This window comes from Streptomyces sp. NPDC002176, from assembly GCF_044903645.1.
Lineage (GTDB): Bacteria > Actinomycetota > Actinomycetes > Streptomycetales > Streptomycetaceae > Streptomyces.
Genome location: NZ_JBJDQW010000002.1, coordinates 25280 through 40625, shown reverse-complemented (window position 1 = coordinate 40625; position 15346 = coordinate 25280). Strand labels below are relative to the sequence as shown.

Genomic DNA, 15346 nt, shown 5'->3' with positions numbered 1-15346 from the left:
GGTCTGGGGGCGGAGCCCCCAGGCGGCACGGAAACCCTGTCGAGCGAGAAGCTCGTACGCGGTACCGTGCAAGAACCACCGATCCCGAGCCGGCGGGTCAACCGGTTGCACATGTACGTGGGGACTCTGTCCTTCGACCTCCTCCTCGGCGACGTCCACTCGCTGAAGGAGAAGCGCTCCGTCGTCCGCCCGATCGTCGCCGAACTCCAGCGGAAGTACTCCGTGAGCGCGGCCGAGGTGGACCATATGGACCTGCACCGGCGAGCGCTCATCGGCCTCGCCACGGTCTCCGGCGACGCGGCGCACCTCACCGACGTACTGGACCAGTGCGAACGGCTGGTCGCCGCCCGCCCCGAAGTGGAGCTGCTGTCCGTACGACGGCGCTTCCACGGCGACGACGACTGACCGAAGCAACGCGAAGAAACGCGAAGAAGAAGAAAGAACGGGAGACGGACCAGTGGCCGACAACGCTCGGGCGAAAAGGCTGGCGGACCTCATCCGCGAGGTGGTGGCCCAGAAGCTGCAGCGGGGGATCAAGGACCCGCGGCTCGGCTCGCACGTCACCATCACGGACACGCGGGTCACGGGTGACCTGCGGGAGGCGACCGTCTTCTACACGGTCTACGGCGACGACGAGGAGCGGGCGGCCGTGGCCGCGGGCCTGGAGAGCGCCAAGGGCATCCTGCGCTCCGAGGTCGGCCGCGCGGCCGGGGTGAAGTTCACGCCGACCCTGACCTTCGTCGCGGACGCCCTGCCGGACACCGCCCGCAACATCGAGGACCTCCTCGACCGGGCCCGGCAGTCCGACGCCCAGGTGCGCGAGGCGTCCTCGGGCGCCGCGTACGCCGGTGGCGCGGACCCGTACCGCAAGCCGGAGTCCGACGACGAGACGGACGACAGCACCGAATGACAGCCAAGCCCACCCCGCCCGACGGCCTTGTCATCGTCGACAAGCCGTCGGGCTTCACCTCGCACGACGTGGTCGCCAAGATGCGCGGGATCGCCCGGACCCGCCGCGTCGGCCACGCCGGCACCCTCGACCCGATGGCCACCGGTGTCCTCGTCCTCGGTCTGGAGCGCGCCACCAAGCTCCTCGGGCACCTCGCCCTGACCGAGAAGGAGTACCTGGGCACCATCCGGCTCGGCCAGAACACCCTCACCGACGACGCCGAGGGGGAGATCAGCTCCTCCGCCGACGCCTCCCGGGTGACCCGCGAGGCGATCGACGCCGGTGTCGCCAAGCTCAGCGGCGACATCATGCAGGTGCCGTCCAAGGTCAGCGCCATCAAGATCGACGGCGTGCGCTCCTACAAGCGGGCCCGCGAGGGCGAGGACTTCGAGATCCCGGCCCGCCCGGTGACCGTCTCCTCCTTCACGGTGTACGACGTCCGGGACGCCGTCGCCGAGGACGGCACCCCCGTGCTCGACCTGGTCGTCTCGGTGGTCTGCTCCTCCGGCACCTACATCCGCGCCCTCGCCCGCGACCTGGGCGCCGACCTGGGCGTCGGCGGCCACCTCACGGCGCTGCGCAGGACGCGGGTCGGCCCGTACAAGCTGGACTCCGCCCGGACCCTGGACCAGCTCCAGGAGGAGCTGACCGTGATGCCGGTCGCGGAGGCCGCCTCGGCCGCCTTCCCGCGCTGGGACGTGGACGCCAAGCGCGGCAGGCTGCTGCTCAACGGCGTCCGGCTGGAGATGCCCGACGTGTACGCGGGCGCCGGTCCGGTCGCGGTCTTCGACCCCGAGGGCCGGTTCCTCGCGCTCGTCGAGGAGCAGAAGGGCAAGGCCAAGAGCCTCGCCGTCTTCGGCTGAGCGGGTCTTGTGCCCGTGGAGCGGCGGTCACGGGGTACTGCCACACCCGCCGCTCCACGGTCCCCCCTCGGTTCCCCCACCCTGACCTCTATCCACTCCGCACCGCGTATTCACCCGTCCGGCCGGGCGCTCGGAGTGAACCGGGGGAGCGGAAGGGGGCGCTTTCTTGCCGTGCCCTGTTCCGGTGATCATCGCGCGCCTACCGTCGAGGTGAGACGCGGGTGCACGGCTGGGGAGGCAGGACCATGGCGGGAGAGGGGCCGCGAGGGGGCAGCGGCAGCGTGGGGGACCGCGCGGACGCTCTGGTGCGGATCTGCGACCTCTCCGGACGGCCGCGCGGCATCGGCTTCCTCGCCGACCACCACGGCACCCTGCTCACCAGCCACGAGGCCGTCGAGGGCCTGACCCAGCTGGTGCTGCGCGCGGCGGACGACCGCCCCCGCGTGATCGACGCCGAGGCCGTGGTCCCACTGCCCCGGCACGGGCTCGCGCTCGTCCGTACCGAGAACCTGGGCGTGGCCCCGCTGCCGCTGACCGCGCGCGAGCGGATCGAGGCGGGCACCTACGTACAGATCGCGGCCGGGGGCTGGCGCGCGGCGCGGGTGCTCACCGCCGGACCCGCGTCCTACCCCGCCGAAGGCCGCAGCCTGGTCCTCGCCGACGCGCTGGAACTCGCGCTCGGCACCGCCGCCCGCGACACGCTCCGCCCCGGCGGCGGCACGACCGGCGGCCCCGTCCTGGACGCCCGCACCGGCGCCGTCCTCGGCGTGCTCGGCGCCACCCTGCACTCCGCCGTACGGGACTCCGGCTTCGCCGCCCCCGTACGCCCGCCCGGTGCGGCGGACCCTGCGCTCACCGCGCTGCTCGCCCGCAACGCGGCCACCGTCCCGGCCTACGGCGCCGACCTCAACCTCGCCGGAGTCCTCCAGCTGTGCGCCGCCTCCGTCAGCCAGGACGGCCCGCCCGGCACCCTCACCGGGCTGGCGGGCATCGTCGAACGGGCGGCGGTGGAGCGGGAGTTGGTCGACTTCATGGCGGGCCCACACCCCGTGCTCGCCCTCACCGGCGACCCGGGCAGCGGCCGTACGACCGTACTGGCGGCGCTCGCCGCCCGGCGCCGACGCGGTGATGCCCCGGCGCCCACCCTGTGGCTGCGCGGAGCCGACCTCCGGGACGCCGACGACTCCGTGGCCGACGCCGTGCGCCGGGCGCTGGAGCGGGCCGCGCCCGTCGCCGCCGCCTCCGGTCCCGGCCGCCCGGCCGGTCTCGGCGACGACCTCGACCCCGAGCGGGCGGCCACGCTCGCCGCGCGGGAGGGGCGCCCACTCCTGCTGTGCCTGGACGCCCCCGAGGAGATGCCCGCCGCCCTGCTGCCCGTGTGGGCCGAGGAGACCGACGCGTGGCTGCGCGCCAACGGGGCCCGCCTGGTGCTCGCCTGCCGCGACGAGTTCTGGGAGAGCGCCGCCGAAGCCTTCCCCGCGCGCCTGCGCCTGACGGGCCTCACCCGGCAGGAGGCCCGCGCGGCCCGCTCCCGGCACGGCATCCCCGACGGCGCCCTCCCCGACGCCGACGCCCGGCACCCGCTCGCCCTGCGCCTGCTGTCCGAGGTGCGGGCCGCGCTCCCGGCCGACGCGCCCCTGGGCCCGCTGGACCGGCATGACGTCTTCGCCGCCCACCTCGACCTGGTGTGCCTGCGCGTCGCCGAGCGGCTCGCGGCCGCGGGCGGCCTCGCCGACACCGCCGTACGCCGCCTCGCCACCAGGGTCGCCGGTCAGGTGCACGAGGCCGCCCGGCGGGCCCTCGGGCACGGGCAGGGCGCGCTGGACCGGGAGACCTTCGAGGCCGTCTTCCCGCACGGCCGCGCCCCGGCCCGGCTCGGCGGCGCCACCGGGTGGGCGTCCGCCGTCCTCGCCGAGGGGCTGCTGATCCGCTCCGGGAGCGGCTACCGCTTCGCGCACGAGGAGTTCGCCGACTGGGTCCAGGGCACGCATCTCGACCTGGACGAGGCGCTGCACGTCCTGGTCCACCGCCCCTGCGCCGAGCGCCCGCCCGGTGTGCTGCCGGTGCCGCACCACCGGATCGGGCCCGTCGTCCAGGCCCTGCTGCTCCTCGGCCGCCGCCGCGGACCCCGTCAACTCGCCTTCCGGCTGCGGGAGCTGGCCGACGCCCTCGATCGGGACCCGGGCTCCTGGTGGGCCGCCCGGCTGCTCACCCGGACCCTGCTGCGCACCCCGGACGCCCTGCCGTACCGCGAGGTGCTGCGCTTCCTCGCCGACCGCGTCGTGGCCTGGCGGCGCGCGGGCCAGAGCGTGCCCGCGGAGTTCGGGCCCGCCTTCTGGACCGCGCTCGTCCTCCCCGCCGCCGAGCGGTACGCCCTGCTGCGGCGGCTGGTGCTGGCCGACCCGGCCGTGCCCGAGGGCGCGGGGGAGCGGTATCTGGACGCGGTGGCCCGGCTGCTCGCCGTGGACCCGGCCGCGGGCCAGCCGCACCTCACCCGCTGGTTCGAGGACGAGTGCCCGCTGCCCGCCACCCCGCACGCCACCGTGGCCACCGCCGCCCAGGCCCTGCTGCACACCCACCGCCACGGCGCGCTCGACCACCTCACCGAGGCCCTGATCGACAGCGGCCACCGCAGAGCCGTCGAACTGCTCGCCGTCCTCGCCGAGGACGAGCCCTCCGCCGCCTGCCGTGCCGTCGGCCGCTGGGCCCGCTACGAGGAGCCCGACCACCGGGCCACCGCCCTGGTCCTCGCCCGCCGCACCGCACCCCACGCCGCGACCCCCGCCGACCACACCCTGCTGCGCCGCGCCGCCCAGGCCCTGCTGGCCCGTCCCGCCGACCGCGCCCTGCACGGCGGCGCCCTCGCCCTGCTGGCCGTCGACCCGGTCAGCCGCGACCAGCACCTGCCGCGGGCGCTGCGCCACTTCGCGGCGGGCGACAGCGGGCTGCCGCCGACCGCCCTCCTCCCTGCCCTGGCCACCCACCCCGACACGGTGCTCGACGCCTTCCGGGCCCGGTTGCGCCGCGGCCCGGACCCGGCCGGCGCCCTGCGCGCGCTGGCCGACGTCACCGATCCGGCGGTCGCCCGCCGCGTCGCCGCCCTGGTCCGGGAGACGCTCGCGTCCCGCCCGGAGACCGCGCCCCTGGTCGCCGAGTACGTCGACCGCCGCCTCGGGCACGGCCCCACCGCGCGCGCCGAGCTGCTGCCCCTGCTCACCGGGCTGCTCGGCAAGGGCTTCGAACCGGTCCGCGCCGCCCTGGCCGCCGTCCTCGTCGCCCCCGGCACCCCCGCCACGACCCCGCTGCGCCGCGAACTGCTGGACCTGCTGCTCGCCCACGAACGCGACCCGGACGTCCTGGTCGCCGTGGTGCGCGCGGCCGCCACGATGCTCGACGGGGACGGGGACGGGGACGGGGAGGGCGACGGCGCGGGCCCGGTGCAGGAGGAGGCCCGAGGGCTCGTCCACCGCACCGCCCGGCTCCTCGGACGTACCCCCGAGGGCGCCGACCCCTGTCTGACCGGGCTCGTCCGCGAGCTGCCCGGCTTCGCCGCCCGGCTCGCCCGCTGGCTGACGGACGCCCCGGACGACTGGACCACCGTCGTCGGCCCCGGCGCCCGGCGCGCGATCGAGGAGCCCGCCGGGACGCCCGTACCGGCGTGAGCAGGGGTTTTCGGCGTGCGCCCGGTCACAGGGGGCGTACCGATGCGGAGCCCGGTGACCCGGCATGGCACTCTTGGACCTGCACAAGAGTCAGACACGGACACGGGTTCGAGGAGCGGTCACAGTGCAGCGCTGGCGTGGCTTGGAGGACATCCCTCAGGACTGGGGGCGCAGCGTCGTCACCATCGGGTCCTACGACGGTGTCCACCGCGGCCACCAGTTGATCATCGAGCACGCCGTCGACCGCGCCCGCAAGCTGGGCGTCCCGGCCGTCGTGGTCACCTTCGACCCGCACCCCAGCGAGGTCGTGCGCCCCGGCAGCCACCCCCCGCTGCTCGCCCCGCACCCGCGCCGCTGCGAACTGATGGCGGACCTCGGGGTGGACGCGGTGCTCGTACTGCCCTTCACCACCGAGTTCTCGCAGCTGTCCCCGGCCGACTTCGTCGTCAAGGTCCTGGTCGACAAGCTGCACGCCAAGGCCGTCGTGGAGGGCCCGAACTTCCGCTTCGGGCACCGCGCGGCAGGCACCGTGGACTTCCTCGCCGAGCAGGGCCGGGTCTACGACTTCGAGGTGGAGATCGTCGACCTGTACGTCACCGGTGAGGCGGGCGGCGGCAAGCCGTTCTCGTCCACGCTGACCCGCAACCTGATCGCCGAGGGCGATGTCGCCGGGGCCCGCGAGATCCTGGGCCGCCCGCACCGGGTGGAGGGCGTGGTGGTCCGGGGCGCCCAGCGCGGCCGCGAGCTCGGCTTCCCCACGGCCAACGTGGAGACCCTGCCGCACACCGCCATCCCCGCCGACGGCGTCTACGCCGGGTATCTGCGCGCCCAGGGCGAGGTGATGCCCGCCGCGATCTCGGTCGGTACCAACCCGCAGTTCGACGGCACCGAGCGCACGGTGGAGGCGTACGCCATCGACCGCGTCGGCCTCGACCTGTACGGGCTGCACGTCGCCGTCGAGTTCCTCGCCTATGTGCGCGGCCAGGCGAAGTTCGACTCGCTGGAGGGCCTGCTGGAGCAGATGGGCGCGGATGTGGAGCGGTGCCGGGAGATCGTGGCCGCGGACGCGTAGTTCCTTGGTTTACGTGAAAGGGCGGCCGGTGCACTGAGCACCGGCCGCCCTTCGCTGTCTGCCGCTACTGCTGCGGGGGAGCCTGCGGCGGTCCCGGGTACGGCGGGTACTGCTGGGGGTGGCCGGGCTGCTGCGGGTACGGCTGGCCCTGAGGGTGCTGCTGCGGATACGGCTGCTGGGGCGGGTACTGCTGCTGCCCCGGTACGAACGGCTGGCCGGGCTGCTGCGGAGGTGCCTGCGGCGGGTACGGCTGCCCCACACCCTGCTGCCCCGGCATCGGCGGCGCCGCGACCGGCGGCGGGTTCCCGTCCCTGGTCCACAGCCCGTGCGCCTGCTGATGCCGTACGAAGTCCTCGGCCACCATCGCCGCGAGCGTGAAGTACGCGTCCCGCACCTTCGGGCGCATCATGTCGAGGTTCACCTCGGCACCGGCCGACAGATGCTCGTCGAACGGCACCACGACCACACCCCGGCACCGCTGCTCGAAGTGCGACACGATGTCATCGACCTTGATCATCTTGCCGGTCTCGCGGACCCCGGAGATGACCGTGATCGACCGGGAGACCAGGTCGGCGTAGCCGTGCGCGGACAGCCAGTCCAGCGTGGTGCTGGCGCTGCTCGCGCCGTCGACCGAGGGGGTGGAGATGATGATCAGCTGGTCGGCGAGGTCCAGCACCCCGCGCATCGCGCTGTACAGCAGACCGGTGCCGGAGTCGGTCAGGATGACCGGGTACTGCCTGCCGAGCACGTCGATCGCGCGCCGGTAGTCCTCGTCGTTGAACGTGGTCGAGACGGCCGGGTCGACGTCGTTGGCGATGATCTCCAGACCGGAGGGCGCCTGCGAGGTGAACCGCCGGATGTCCATGTACGAGTTCAGATGCGGGATCGCCTGCACCAGGTCCCGGATGGTCGCGCCGGTCTCCCGGCGCACCCGGCGGCCGAGGGTGCCCGCGTCCGGGTTGGCGTCGATGGCGAGGATCTTGTCCTGCCGCTCGGAGGCCAGGGTGGAACCCAGCGCGGTGGTCGTGGTCGTCTTGCCGACCCCGCCCTTGAGGCTGATCACCGCTATCCGGTAGCAGGACAGCACCGGGGTGCGGATCAGCTCCAGCTTGCGCTGCCGCTCCGCCTCCTCCTTCTTGCCGCCCAGCTTGAACCGGGCCGCGGCCGCCGCGGGGCGTCCGCTGCGCGTCTTCTGCCGCTTGTTGTTCAGCAGCCGGTCGGAGGACAGCTCCACGGCCGCCGTGTAGCCCAGCGGGGCGGCACCGGGATGCGTCTGCTGCCGCTGGTCGTGCTGCAACGGCTGCGGCCACGCGGCACCGGCCCGCGGGTCGGGCGCCTGCCCCTCCGGCCCCTGCGGGAAGCCGTAACCGGTCGGCGCGGCCGGGGGGTTGGGCGGCTGCGGGGAGTCGGTCTGCTGCTGGGGGAAGCCGTAGCCCGGGGGCGGGGTGGGGCCTGCCGGGGGCTGCTGAGGTGCGCCCTGCTGGGGCGGGAAGCCGTAGCCCGGCGGCGGGGTGGGCCCGGCCGGGGGCTGTTGGGGCGCGCCCTGCTGCCGCGGGAAACCGTACGAGGGCGGCTGGGCCGGGTCCGCCGGGGGCTGCGGGGAGGTGGTCTGCTGCTGCGGGAAGGCGTAGCCGGGGGGCGGGGTGGGTCCTGCCGGGGGCTGCTGAGGTGCGCCCTGCTGGGGTGGGAAGCCGTAACCGGGCTGCTGGGTGGGCGGGTTGGGCTGGGCCTGGTTCGGGAAGCCGTAGCCCGGCGCCTGGGCGGGCGGGGGCGGCTGCTGGGCGCTCTGCTGGGGCGGGAAACCGTAACCGGGCGGGGGAGCCGGCGGGTTGGCGCCCGTGGGCTGCGCGGGAGTGCCGGACTGGTCCCAGGCGGCGGGTGCGGGCTGGGGCGGGTGCGGCGGCTGCTGCGGGGGCACCGGTGCCTGGCCCTGCGCGGGCGCGTGCGGCGGCTGACCCGGCATGGGACCGGCCTGCGCGGGCCACTGCGCCGCCGGGGCGGGCGCGGCGGGCTGGTACGACGGGGGCAGCGGGGGGACGCCCTGCTGCGGGACGGGCGGGGGAGTCCAGGCGGCGGGCGCTTCGGCGGCGGGAGCCTCGGCGGAGGCGGGCTCGGCGGCCGGGGCCTCCGGGGCGTCCTCGCGCTCAGCGTCGGCCTCCGGGGCCTCGGCCTCCTGCTCGGGGGAGGACTCGGGGGCGTCCTGCTCGGCGTCGTCCTCGGAGTGCTCGTCCTGGGCGGACTCCGCCTCGGCCGCGCTCTCCTCGTCCTCGGTCTCGGCGGCGGCGCTCGGCTCGTCGTCACTGTCCTCGGCAGAGGTAGCGGCAGCGGCAGGGACTGCGTCAGAGTCCGCGCCGGGCGCACTCTCGCCGTCCTCGTCCCCGCTGTCCGCCGTCCCGTCCTCGGCCGCCTCGCGCTCCGCGATCTCCCGCTTCAGCGCGGCGGCGGAGAAGCGCATGGTGGCGCCGGACTCCAAGTCCCCGTTCTCCGGCTCCGGTTCCGGAGCGGCCGCCGGGGCGCCCTCGGCCCGCTGCGCCTCGAACCCCGTAGGAAGCTGCGGCACCGGCGCCGGGTTGCCGACCGGCGCGGAGGGCACGGACGGGGCGTACGGCGCACCGGGACCACCCACCGGGGGAGGCGGGGTGAACGGCGCACCGGGCGCGGGCGGCGCCGTGGGGAACGGCGGCACCGGTGCCGCGGCGGGCTCACCGGAACCGTGCGTACCGTCACCCGCGGAACCGCCGGAGGCACCCGCGCCGGACGACGACGCGTTCTGCGTGTACCAGGCGGGCGGCGCGTAGTCGATGGTGAACTCGCCCGTGTTCTCGACGGCCGACTCCGCGTCGGGCTGGTCGTCGTCGGGTGTGGCCCAGCCCCCGCGCATACCGTCCCGATCGCTGCTCACAGTTCCTCCTGGTGTGGTCGAGCACTTTCATCGCGTGCCGGGGCGACCGGGTAGAACGACAGCCCGGCCCACCGGTCCTCCCCCAGGGACGGCGCCCGTCCACAGGTTTCGGCAACGCGCCCGCTCCCAGCCTAATCACCACGAGCCCCACCCCGGCAGGCCCGGTTCGTCCTCGGAACGCCCAAAAAGCGAACAAAGCGGGCGGGAAAGGTCGGTTCAGTCCATCCGGCGCGGGTTGCCCAGCAATCCGATCTCGGCGTCGGTGGGCTGGGTGAGCACATACTGCCGGTCCCGGTCGGTGCACCACAGGGTGACGCCGTCGGGCAGCCCCGGCAGCGACTCCACCTCGGCCCGCGACAGCCCCACCGTGCGCCCCAACTCGGCCGCCTCGTCCGGCGAGACCCGCTGGATGCCGGTGAGCCGCGCCTGCCGCAGCAACCGGGGCGCGACCGGGGAGAGATACGGCAGCAGCGTCACCACCGACTGCCAGGGCCCCGTCGCCACCCGCCCGCGCGGCGGCCGCATCCCGCAGTCCCGCACCACCAGCACCGGCGTGCCCGCGGACGCGCCCTGCGGCGGCACCCGGCCCACGTCGTACACCGAGAGCCCGTTCTGCCCGCCGCCCATGGCATGCACCATCTGCATCCACGCCTGCGGCCGACCGGTCTCCACCGCGACCCGCGCGCCCGTCGCCGCCGTGCGCAGCGCCAGCACCTGGGCCGTCCACAGCCCGCCGATCAGCACCACGTCGTACGGAGTGGGCCGGTTGACGCCCAACACCGCAGGCCGCCCCTCGGTGTCCACCCCGGCCACCACCCCGTCGTCCCCGATGGGAAGGGTCAGGGTGTCCGCGTACTCCACCGGCAGGGCGTGACGCGGATGGCGGGGGCCCAGCAGGCCGAAGCCGGTGCGCAGCTTCGCGCCGAACCGGGGCGCGGAGGCGGTGTCGTCCAGCGTGCCGGACGCGTTCGGATCGGTCATCAGCGAGCACCCCCGAGCGGCAGAGTGGCCAGGACCCCGGCCAGTTGTTCCCGGTCCAGACGGGCGAGGCCGACCCGCGCGGTGCGGGCGATCCGCTCCACGTCGCGCCGCGCGTCGGTCAGTTCCTGCTTGCTGCGCCCGGTGATCCGGATATGCCCCGTGATGCTCACGTCCTGCTGGGAGCCCGTGGCGAGGGTGAGGCTGAAGGTCGTCGCCAGGGCGGGCACCGCCGTCAGCTGGGCCACCAGTCGGGCCAGCGAGCCGTCACGATCGCCGAGTTGCGGCCACCGGCGCACCCAGTAGGAGGTGTGCCGACGGTTGTCGCAGCGCCAACTGCGGCTCGACTCCTCGGTACGGCGCACGGGCGTCTCGTCCCGGCCGGCCTGAGCCGCCTGGGCCGTCACGATCGGGTTGGCGCACGCGGAGGTGGCGATGGCGGCCGTCAACTCCTCCTCGGTGAGCACGGTCGCGCGGAGCCCGGCACCCGTCAGCCGGCTCGACAGGTGCTGGGCCGAACGCGTCAGGCACTTCTGCGCGCCCAGCAGTCCGCCCCCGCGTGCGGCGACCGCCTCCGGGCACAGCTCCGGGTCGAGCTTCAGAGCGATCCAGGTGATGCGTACCGCGGGTGAACCGGTCTGAGCCTGCAACGGCGCGTAGTTCGTCACGACCACCGACTGCTGGGGGAGGTGGAGAGCGGGCGCGGGCTGGGTGTGCACGACGACCTGGGCGGACTCCAGCACGATGCCGTCGACGTCGAGGACATCGCGCAGCAGGGCGACTGGCAGAGACGCGCCGCTGTGCTCGGCGCGCAGTGAGTCCGAGTCCGACTCCACCTGGAGCAGGGCGGTGAGGAACCCGCCGTCGCCCACCATGCCGATCGGTCGCTGGTCGCGGTCATCACCACGGCTGTAGCTGTAGGTGCGCAGGGCCGGTGCGCACTCCACGGCGGGGGCGAGGGAGGAGTCGGTCCCCGGTGGCACCGGCGTGTTCGCGCCGCGTCGGGTGCGTGCCCGCAGAGCCAGCACGCTGCCCAGCCACTCCGGAAGCGAACGTCCCCTGCGCCGAACGACGGCCAGCAGTACCGCGACCGTGGCGAGCACCGCGGCAACGATGAGCGCGACCGTCCCCAGGAGCCAGCCGCAGACCAGGAGCGCACCCGCGATCTCCAGCAGCACCAGCCGTCGCACCGCGAACGAACCGCCACGCCCCGAACCCGACCGCTGGTACGGGGTGAAGACCCCATGACGGGCGGTGGCATCCCGCCGGGGCGAGGGAGTCTCCCGGACACCCGGACCGCCGACCACATCAGATCGTGACCCCGATTGCGATCGCGACCGGCCGCGCGTTGCGGAAGCCATCACTTCAAAACCCCCGAACCTTCCCGAAAACCATGCGCTCCGGTGTCCTCGAGCCCAGAGCACCCTACCCGTGCCACGAGCAGGTCCACGCAACAGGCATAGTAGGGGCGGAGTCTGACAGCCGGGACACCGAAGGCAACGAGGTCGGGGGCCGGATCTTCACAGGTCCCCCATCATGGCTCCGCAACGGGGAGAGAGCGGACACAGATGGCATCACAGCGGGATCAACTCAACGCCTACACCTTCGCGAAGCGTCGCACCCTCGCGTCCTTCCTGCGGCCGTCTCCCTCAGGTTCCGAGGAGGAAGCGCCCAAGCCGATGGGCGCGTTGGTGCCCGGGCTCGTGGTCGGCGTGGTGATCCTGGCGGTGTTCGGTGCCGTCGGGTTGTTCAGTCCGACGGCACCGAAGGGGTGGGACACCGCGGAGGAGCACGTCATCGTCGCGAGTGATTCGACGACCCGGTACGTGGTCCTCAAGACCGGCAGCCAGAAGCAGCTCCATCCGGTCCTCAACATGGCCTCGGCCAAGCTCCTTCTGGACCCCGGTAAGGGCGACGTCATCACCGTGGACGAGAAGGTCCTCGACAGTGGCAAGCCTCCCCACGGCGCCACCATCGGCATCCCCTACGCTCCCGACAGACTGCCCTCCCCGGGCGACGCCGAAGCCGCCAAGCGCTGGCTGGTCTGCGAGCGGCCGGGTCAGGGGGGACGAGCCATCCAGAAGGCGGCGTTCGTCCTCGCCAAGAAGGAGTGGGCCAGGACCGAGGGCGCCGAGCGGCTGGCGCGTGGCGACCTGATGTACGTCGTCGGCCCGGACGGCAGGACGCCGTACATCGTCGACGCCGGCGGCACCGCGTACCAGATCGCCGACCCGGGCGACGCCGAGCTGCTCAAGGCGCTCGACACGCATGGACGGGCGCCGCAGCGCGTCTCCCAGGAGTGGCTGGCCACCTTCCACAAGGGTGACCCGATCGCCGTTCCCAAGATCCCCGGCACACCGGGCGCGAAGGCCAACGCCTCCGACCTGCTCGAGCAGTACGACAAGGTCGGCGAGGTCATCAAGGCGTACGACGGCCGGGCGATGCAGTACTACGTCGTACTGCCGGGGAAGGTCGCCCGCATCTCCGAGTTCACCGCCACGCTCCTGCTCAACAGCGGCGAACTCGTGCGCGTCGGCCAGGCGGGTGAGGCACAGCAGGTGAGCCCCGGCGCGGTGGCCGACAGCAGCACGTTCGACAGCGACCGGAACTGGCCCGCGTACAAGCCGAAGACGGTGAACGACGGCTCGAGCGCCACCAGCGGCCGCAGCACCCTCTGCAACGTGCTGCGTTCGGTCGACGGCGACGGCAGGACCTCCCTCTCGACCATGGCGGGCAACGACTTCCCGGTGCAGTTGCCCACCGGCTCCTCCAGCGGATACGTGACCCCGGGCTCCGGGCAGCTCTACCGGCAGTATCAGGGCACCGAGACCGAGGTCGGCGGGGCCTTCCTCGTCACCGACACCGGCCTGCGCTACGCCCTCCAGTCCAACAACGACAGCACTACAGACGACCAGGGCATCGGAACCTCCGCCGAGCAGCGCAAGGAGCAGATGAACGAGGCGAAGATCGCCCAGAAGCGCCTCGGTTACGAGGACGTCAAGCTCGCGCCCATCCCCGTGGAGTGGTCGACGTTCCTGCCGACGGGCCCGCGCCTGTCGGAGGCGGCGGCACGCCAGCCCCAGGGCTCGTGAGCGCGGGCGTAGGAGAACGGACCGATGTTGAAGGCCAGGAACCACATGACCCGCGTCGCGTCATCCGCCGTCCGGGCGCCCACGGCCCTCGCCGGAGCGCTGCTCACCGTGGCGGCCACGGTCGTCCTCCCGACTCCCCTCGCCCACGCCGACGACGGGCAGTGCACGTTTCCGTCGAAGAAGTACGCGGAGCGGCCGTGGTCGCTCCAGCGTGTGAACCTCGACGCGCTCTGGGCGCAGTCCACGGGCAAGGGTGTGCGGGTCGCCGTGATCGACACTGGCGTCGACGTCAAGAACCCCCAGCTCACCGGCGCGGTGGACGTGGCCCGGGGCAAGAACACGCTGCCCGCCAAGGACGCCAAGGGTGAGGCGGTGGACCGGGGTAACAGCTCGGGCACCACCGACACGGTCGGACACGGAACACGCGTTGCGGGCATCATCGCGGCGCGCCCGGCCAAGGGCACCGGCTTCGTGGGGCTGGCCCCGGACGCGACGATCATTCCCATCAAGCAGAACGACGCCGAAGGCGTCGGCACGACGCTCACGCTGGCCTCGGCGATCCGCTACGCGGTCGGGGCAGGCGCGGATGTCATCAACATCTCCCAGGACACGAGTAACGCGGTCACGGGCGGCCCCGCCCTGAAGACCGCCGTCGACTACGCCCTTGCCCACGACGTGGTGGTCGTGGCCTCGGCCGGCAACGACGGCCTCGGCGGCAACGTCAAGGTGACCTACCCCGCCTCGTATCCGGGCGTTCTGGCGGTGGCCGCGTCCGATCGCAACAACGAACGGGCGACCTTCTCCCAGGCGGGCTACTTCGTGGGCGTTGCCGCCCCGGGTGTCGACATGATCTCGACGGTCCCGGGCGGCGGTCACTGCTCGGACAACGGCACGAGCTTCTCCGCGCCGTACGTCGCGGGCGTCGCCGCCCTGCTGAAGGCCAAGTACCCCCACTGGACGGCCCAGCAGATCGTGGCCCAGATCGAACAGTCCGCGGAGCGCTCGATTCCGGGGTACGACCGGCTCGTGGGGTGGGGTGTGGTGGACCCCGTGAAGGCGCTCACGGACGTGGACCCGGCGCACCCCGTCCAGTCACCTCGGCCGGAGCACGGAGTCACCAGGGGAGAGGCGCCGTCGGTCTCGCCCGTGCGCTTCGGTGAGACGACCGAGGAGCGGAACACCCGCATGGCGACGTACACCCTGGTCGCCGGCCTGCTCGTGGTGGCCGCGCTGAGCGGCGGAGCGAAGGCCGTGCGGGACGCGAGGCGCCGGCGTTGACACCACCACCCACGTCACCGCGTCTACTGGGGAGCCGGGCTCACCTTGTCGTCGGCCTTGATGCCGAAGCCGATCTGGCTGTCCTTGACCGAGGTGACGGTCACGGTGACCCCGACGGTGCTCTTGTCGCTCGCGGTGAGCACACAGCGGGTCTTGGTGCCGACCTTGCCGACCAGGTCCTCGGGGCAGGAGACATCCGGCTTGGGCTGCCCCGTCTGCGCGGCCAGCCGCTCGGCGACGGTGTCGGCCAGCTTGCCCGAGGAAATCTTCGGCTCCTCACTCGTCTTCCCCGCGTGAACGGAGGCCGAGCAACCGGTGAGCAGCGCGCCGACGGTAAGGGCGGAAAGGCTCCACACTGCCAGAGCTGGGCGGGCTGTGAACATGCTTGACTCCGTTTGGGTCGAGACCTGGGATGGGCGAAGCATAACGGCAACACCGGTCTGGCCAGATGGTGGGAGTTGTCCGCCGAGTTGAGCTCAGAGACCCAGCCCTCTCGGTCCAATCAATCCCATGAGTCCTTCACCTCCCGCACGGATAATCCTCACAAAGC

At 73.6% G+C, this 15346-nt stretch carries 11 protein-coding genes; 7 read left to right on the top strand and 4 right to left on the bottom strand.

All coding sequences use genetic code 11. The annotated features are described in order from the left end of the window. The first annotated feature begins 111 nt into the window (after window positions 1-111). The 5 genes from ACI2LY_RS08420 (at window position 112) to ACI2LY_RS08400 (ending at window position 6546) form a co-directional block, all read left to right on the top strand. Entirely contained in the window at window positions 112-405 is a 294-nt protein-coding gene (locus tag ACI2LY_RS08420) for a DUF503 domain-containing protein (protein ID WP_030817206.1), read from the top strand. Window positions 406-457: 52 nt separating this feature from the next. Continuing rightward, the gene (gene rbfA, locus ACI2LY_RS08415; protein ID WP_361652229.1) at window positions 458-910 is read left to right on the top strand and encodes a 30S ribosome-binding factor RbfA; all 453 of its coding nucleotides are present in this window, start codon (window positions 458-460) and stop codon (window positions 908-910) included. Next, a complete protein-coding gene (truB, locus tag ACI2LY_RS08410; RefSeq protein ID WP_404706528.1) occupies window positions 907-1812 on the top strand; it encodes a tRNA pseudouridine(55) synthase TruB in 906 nt (301 codons plus the stop codon). Before rbfA ends, truB begins: the two co-directional genes overlap by 4 nt. 245 nt (window positions 1813-2057) lie before the next feature. Next, complete coding sequence (locus ACI2LY_RS08405) at window positions 2058-5474, top strand: trypsin-like peptidase domain-containing protein (RefSeq protein WP_404706527.1); 3417 nt, start codon at window positions 2058-2060, stop codon at window positions 5472-5474. Window positions 5475-5598: 124 nt separating this feature from the next. Then, on the top strand, window positions 5599-6546 hold the full coding sequence (locus ACI2LY_RS08400) for a bifunctional riboflavin kinase/FAD synthetase (protein WP_404706526.1): 948 nt from the start codon (window positions 5599-5601) through the stop codon (window positions 6544-6546). Window positions 6547-6610: 64 nt separating this feature from the next. On the opposite strand, the gene ACI2LY_RS08395 is transcribed toward ACI2LY_RS08400, so the two are convergent. The 3 genes from ACI2LY_RS08395 to eccE all read right to left on the bottom strand — a co-directional run bounded on the left by ACI2LY_RS08395 (window position 6611) and on the right by eccE (window position 11787). Further along, window positions 6611-9448 (bottom strand): SCO5717 family growth-regulating ATPase, encoded by a 2838-nt coding sequence (locus tag ACI2LY_RS08395; RefSeq protein ID WP_404706525.1) that lies wholly within the window; start codon window positions 9446-9448, stop codon window positions 6611-6613. Window positions 9449-9664: 216 nt separating this feature from the next. Next, window positions 9665-10429 carry a hypothetical protein gene (locus tag ACI2LY_RS08390; RefSeq protein ID WP_404706524.1) on the bottom strand — a complete coding sequence of 255 codons (765 nt, stop codon included), beginning with the start codon at window positions 10427-10429 and terminating at the stop codon, window positions 9665-9667. Next, window positions 10429-11787 (bottom strand): type VII secretion protein EccE, encoded by a 1359-nt coding sequence (gene eccE, locus ACI2LY_RS08385; protein WP_404706523.1) that lies wholly within the window; start codon window positions 11785-11787, stop codon window positions 10429-10431. The genes ACI2LY_RS08390 and eccE overlap by 1 nt, the downstream gene beginning before the upstream one ends. 207 nt (window positions 11788-11994) lie before the next feature. Here eccE and eccB point away from each other — a divergent pair, with 207 nt between their 5' ends. Further along, a complete protein-coding gene (gene eccB / locus ACI2LY_RS08380; protein ID WP_404706522.1) occupies window positions 11995-13518 on the top strand; it encodes a type VII secretion protein EccB in 1524 nt (507 codons plus the stop codon). Window positions 13519-13563: 45 nt separating this feature from the next. Continuing rightward, window positions 13564-14796 (top strand): type VII secretion-associated serine protease mycosin, encoded by a 1233-nt coding sequence (mycP, locus tag ACI2LY_RS08375; protein ID WP_404707286.1) that lies wholly within the window; start codon window positions 13564-13566, stop codon window positions 14794-14796. A 23-nt stretch (window positions 14797-14819) separates the two neighbouring features. Here the strand turns inward: mycP and ACI2LY_RS08370 are convergent, their stop codons facing one another. Further along, entirely contained in the window at window positions 14820-15179 is a 360-nt protein-coding gene (locus ACI2LY_RS08370) for a DUF4333 domain-containing protein (protein ID WP_404706521.1), read from the bottom strand. Between the last annotated feature and the right edge of the window lie 167 nt (window positions 15180-15346).

Bases quoted from the DNA above. Each gene is read 5' to 3' on its own strand.
- eccB (WP_404706522.1), top strand. From the start codon at position 11,995: ATGGCATCACAGCGGGATCAACTCAACGCCTACACCTTCGCGAAGCGT.
- mycP (WP_404707286.1), top strand. From the start codon at position 13,564: ATGACCCGCGTCGCGTCATCCGCCGTCCGGGCGCCCACGGCCCTCGCC.
- eccE (WP_404706523.1), bottom strand. From the start codon at position 11,787: ATGGCTTCCGCAACGCGCGGCCGGTCGCGATCGCAATCGGGGTCACGA.
- ACI2LY_RS08405 (WP_404706527.1), top strand. From the start codon at position 2,058: ATGGCGGGAGAGGGGCCGCGAGGGGGCAGCGGCAGCGTGGGGGACCGC.
- ACI2LY_RS08390 (WP_404706524.1), bottom strand. From the start codon at position 10,429: ATGACCGATCCGAACGCGTCCGGCACGCTGGACGACACCGCCTCCGCG.
- ACI2LY_RS08370 (WP_404706521.1), bottom strand. From the start codon at position 15,179: ATGTTCACAGCCCGCCCAGCTCTGGCAGTGTGGAGCCTTTCCGCCCTT.
- ACI2LY_RS08420 (WP_030817206.1), top strand. From the start codon at position 112: ATGTACGTGGGGACTCTGTCCTTCGACCTCCTCCTCGGCGACGTCCAC.
- truB (WP_404706528.1), top strand. From the start codon at position 907: ATGACAGCCAAGCCCACCCCGCCCGACGGCCTTGTCATCGTCGACAAG.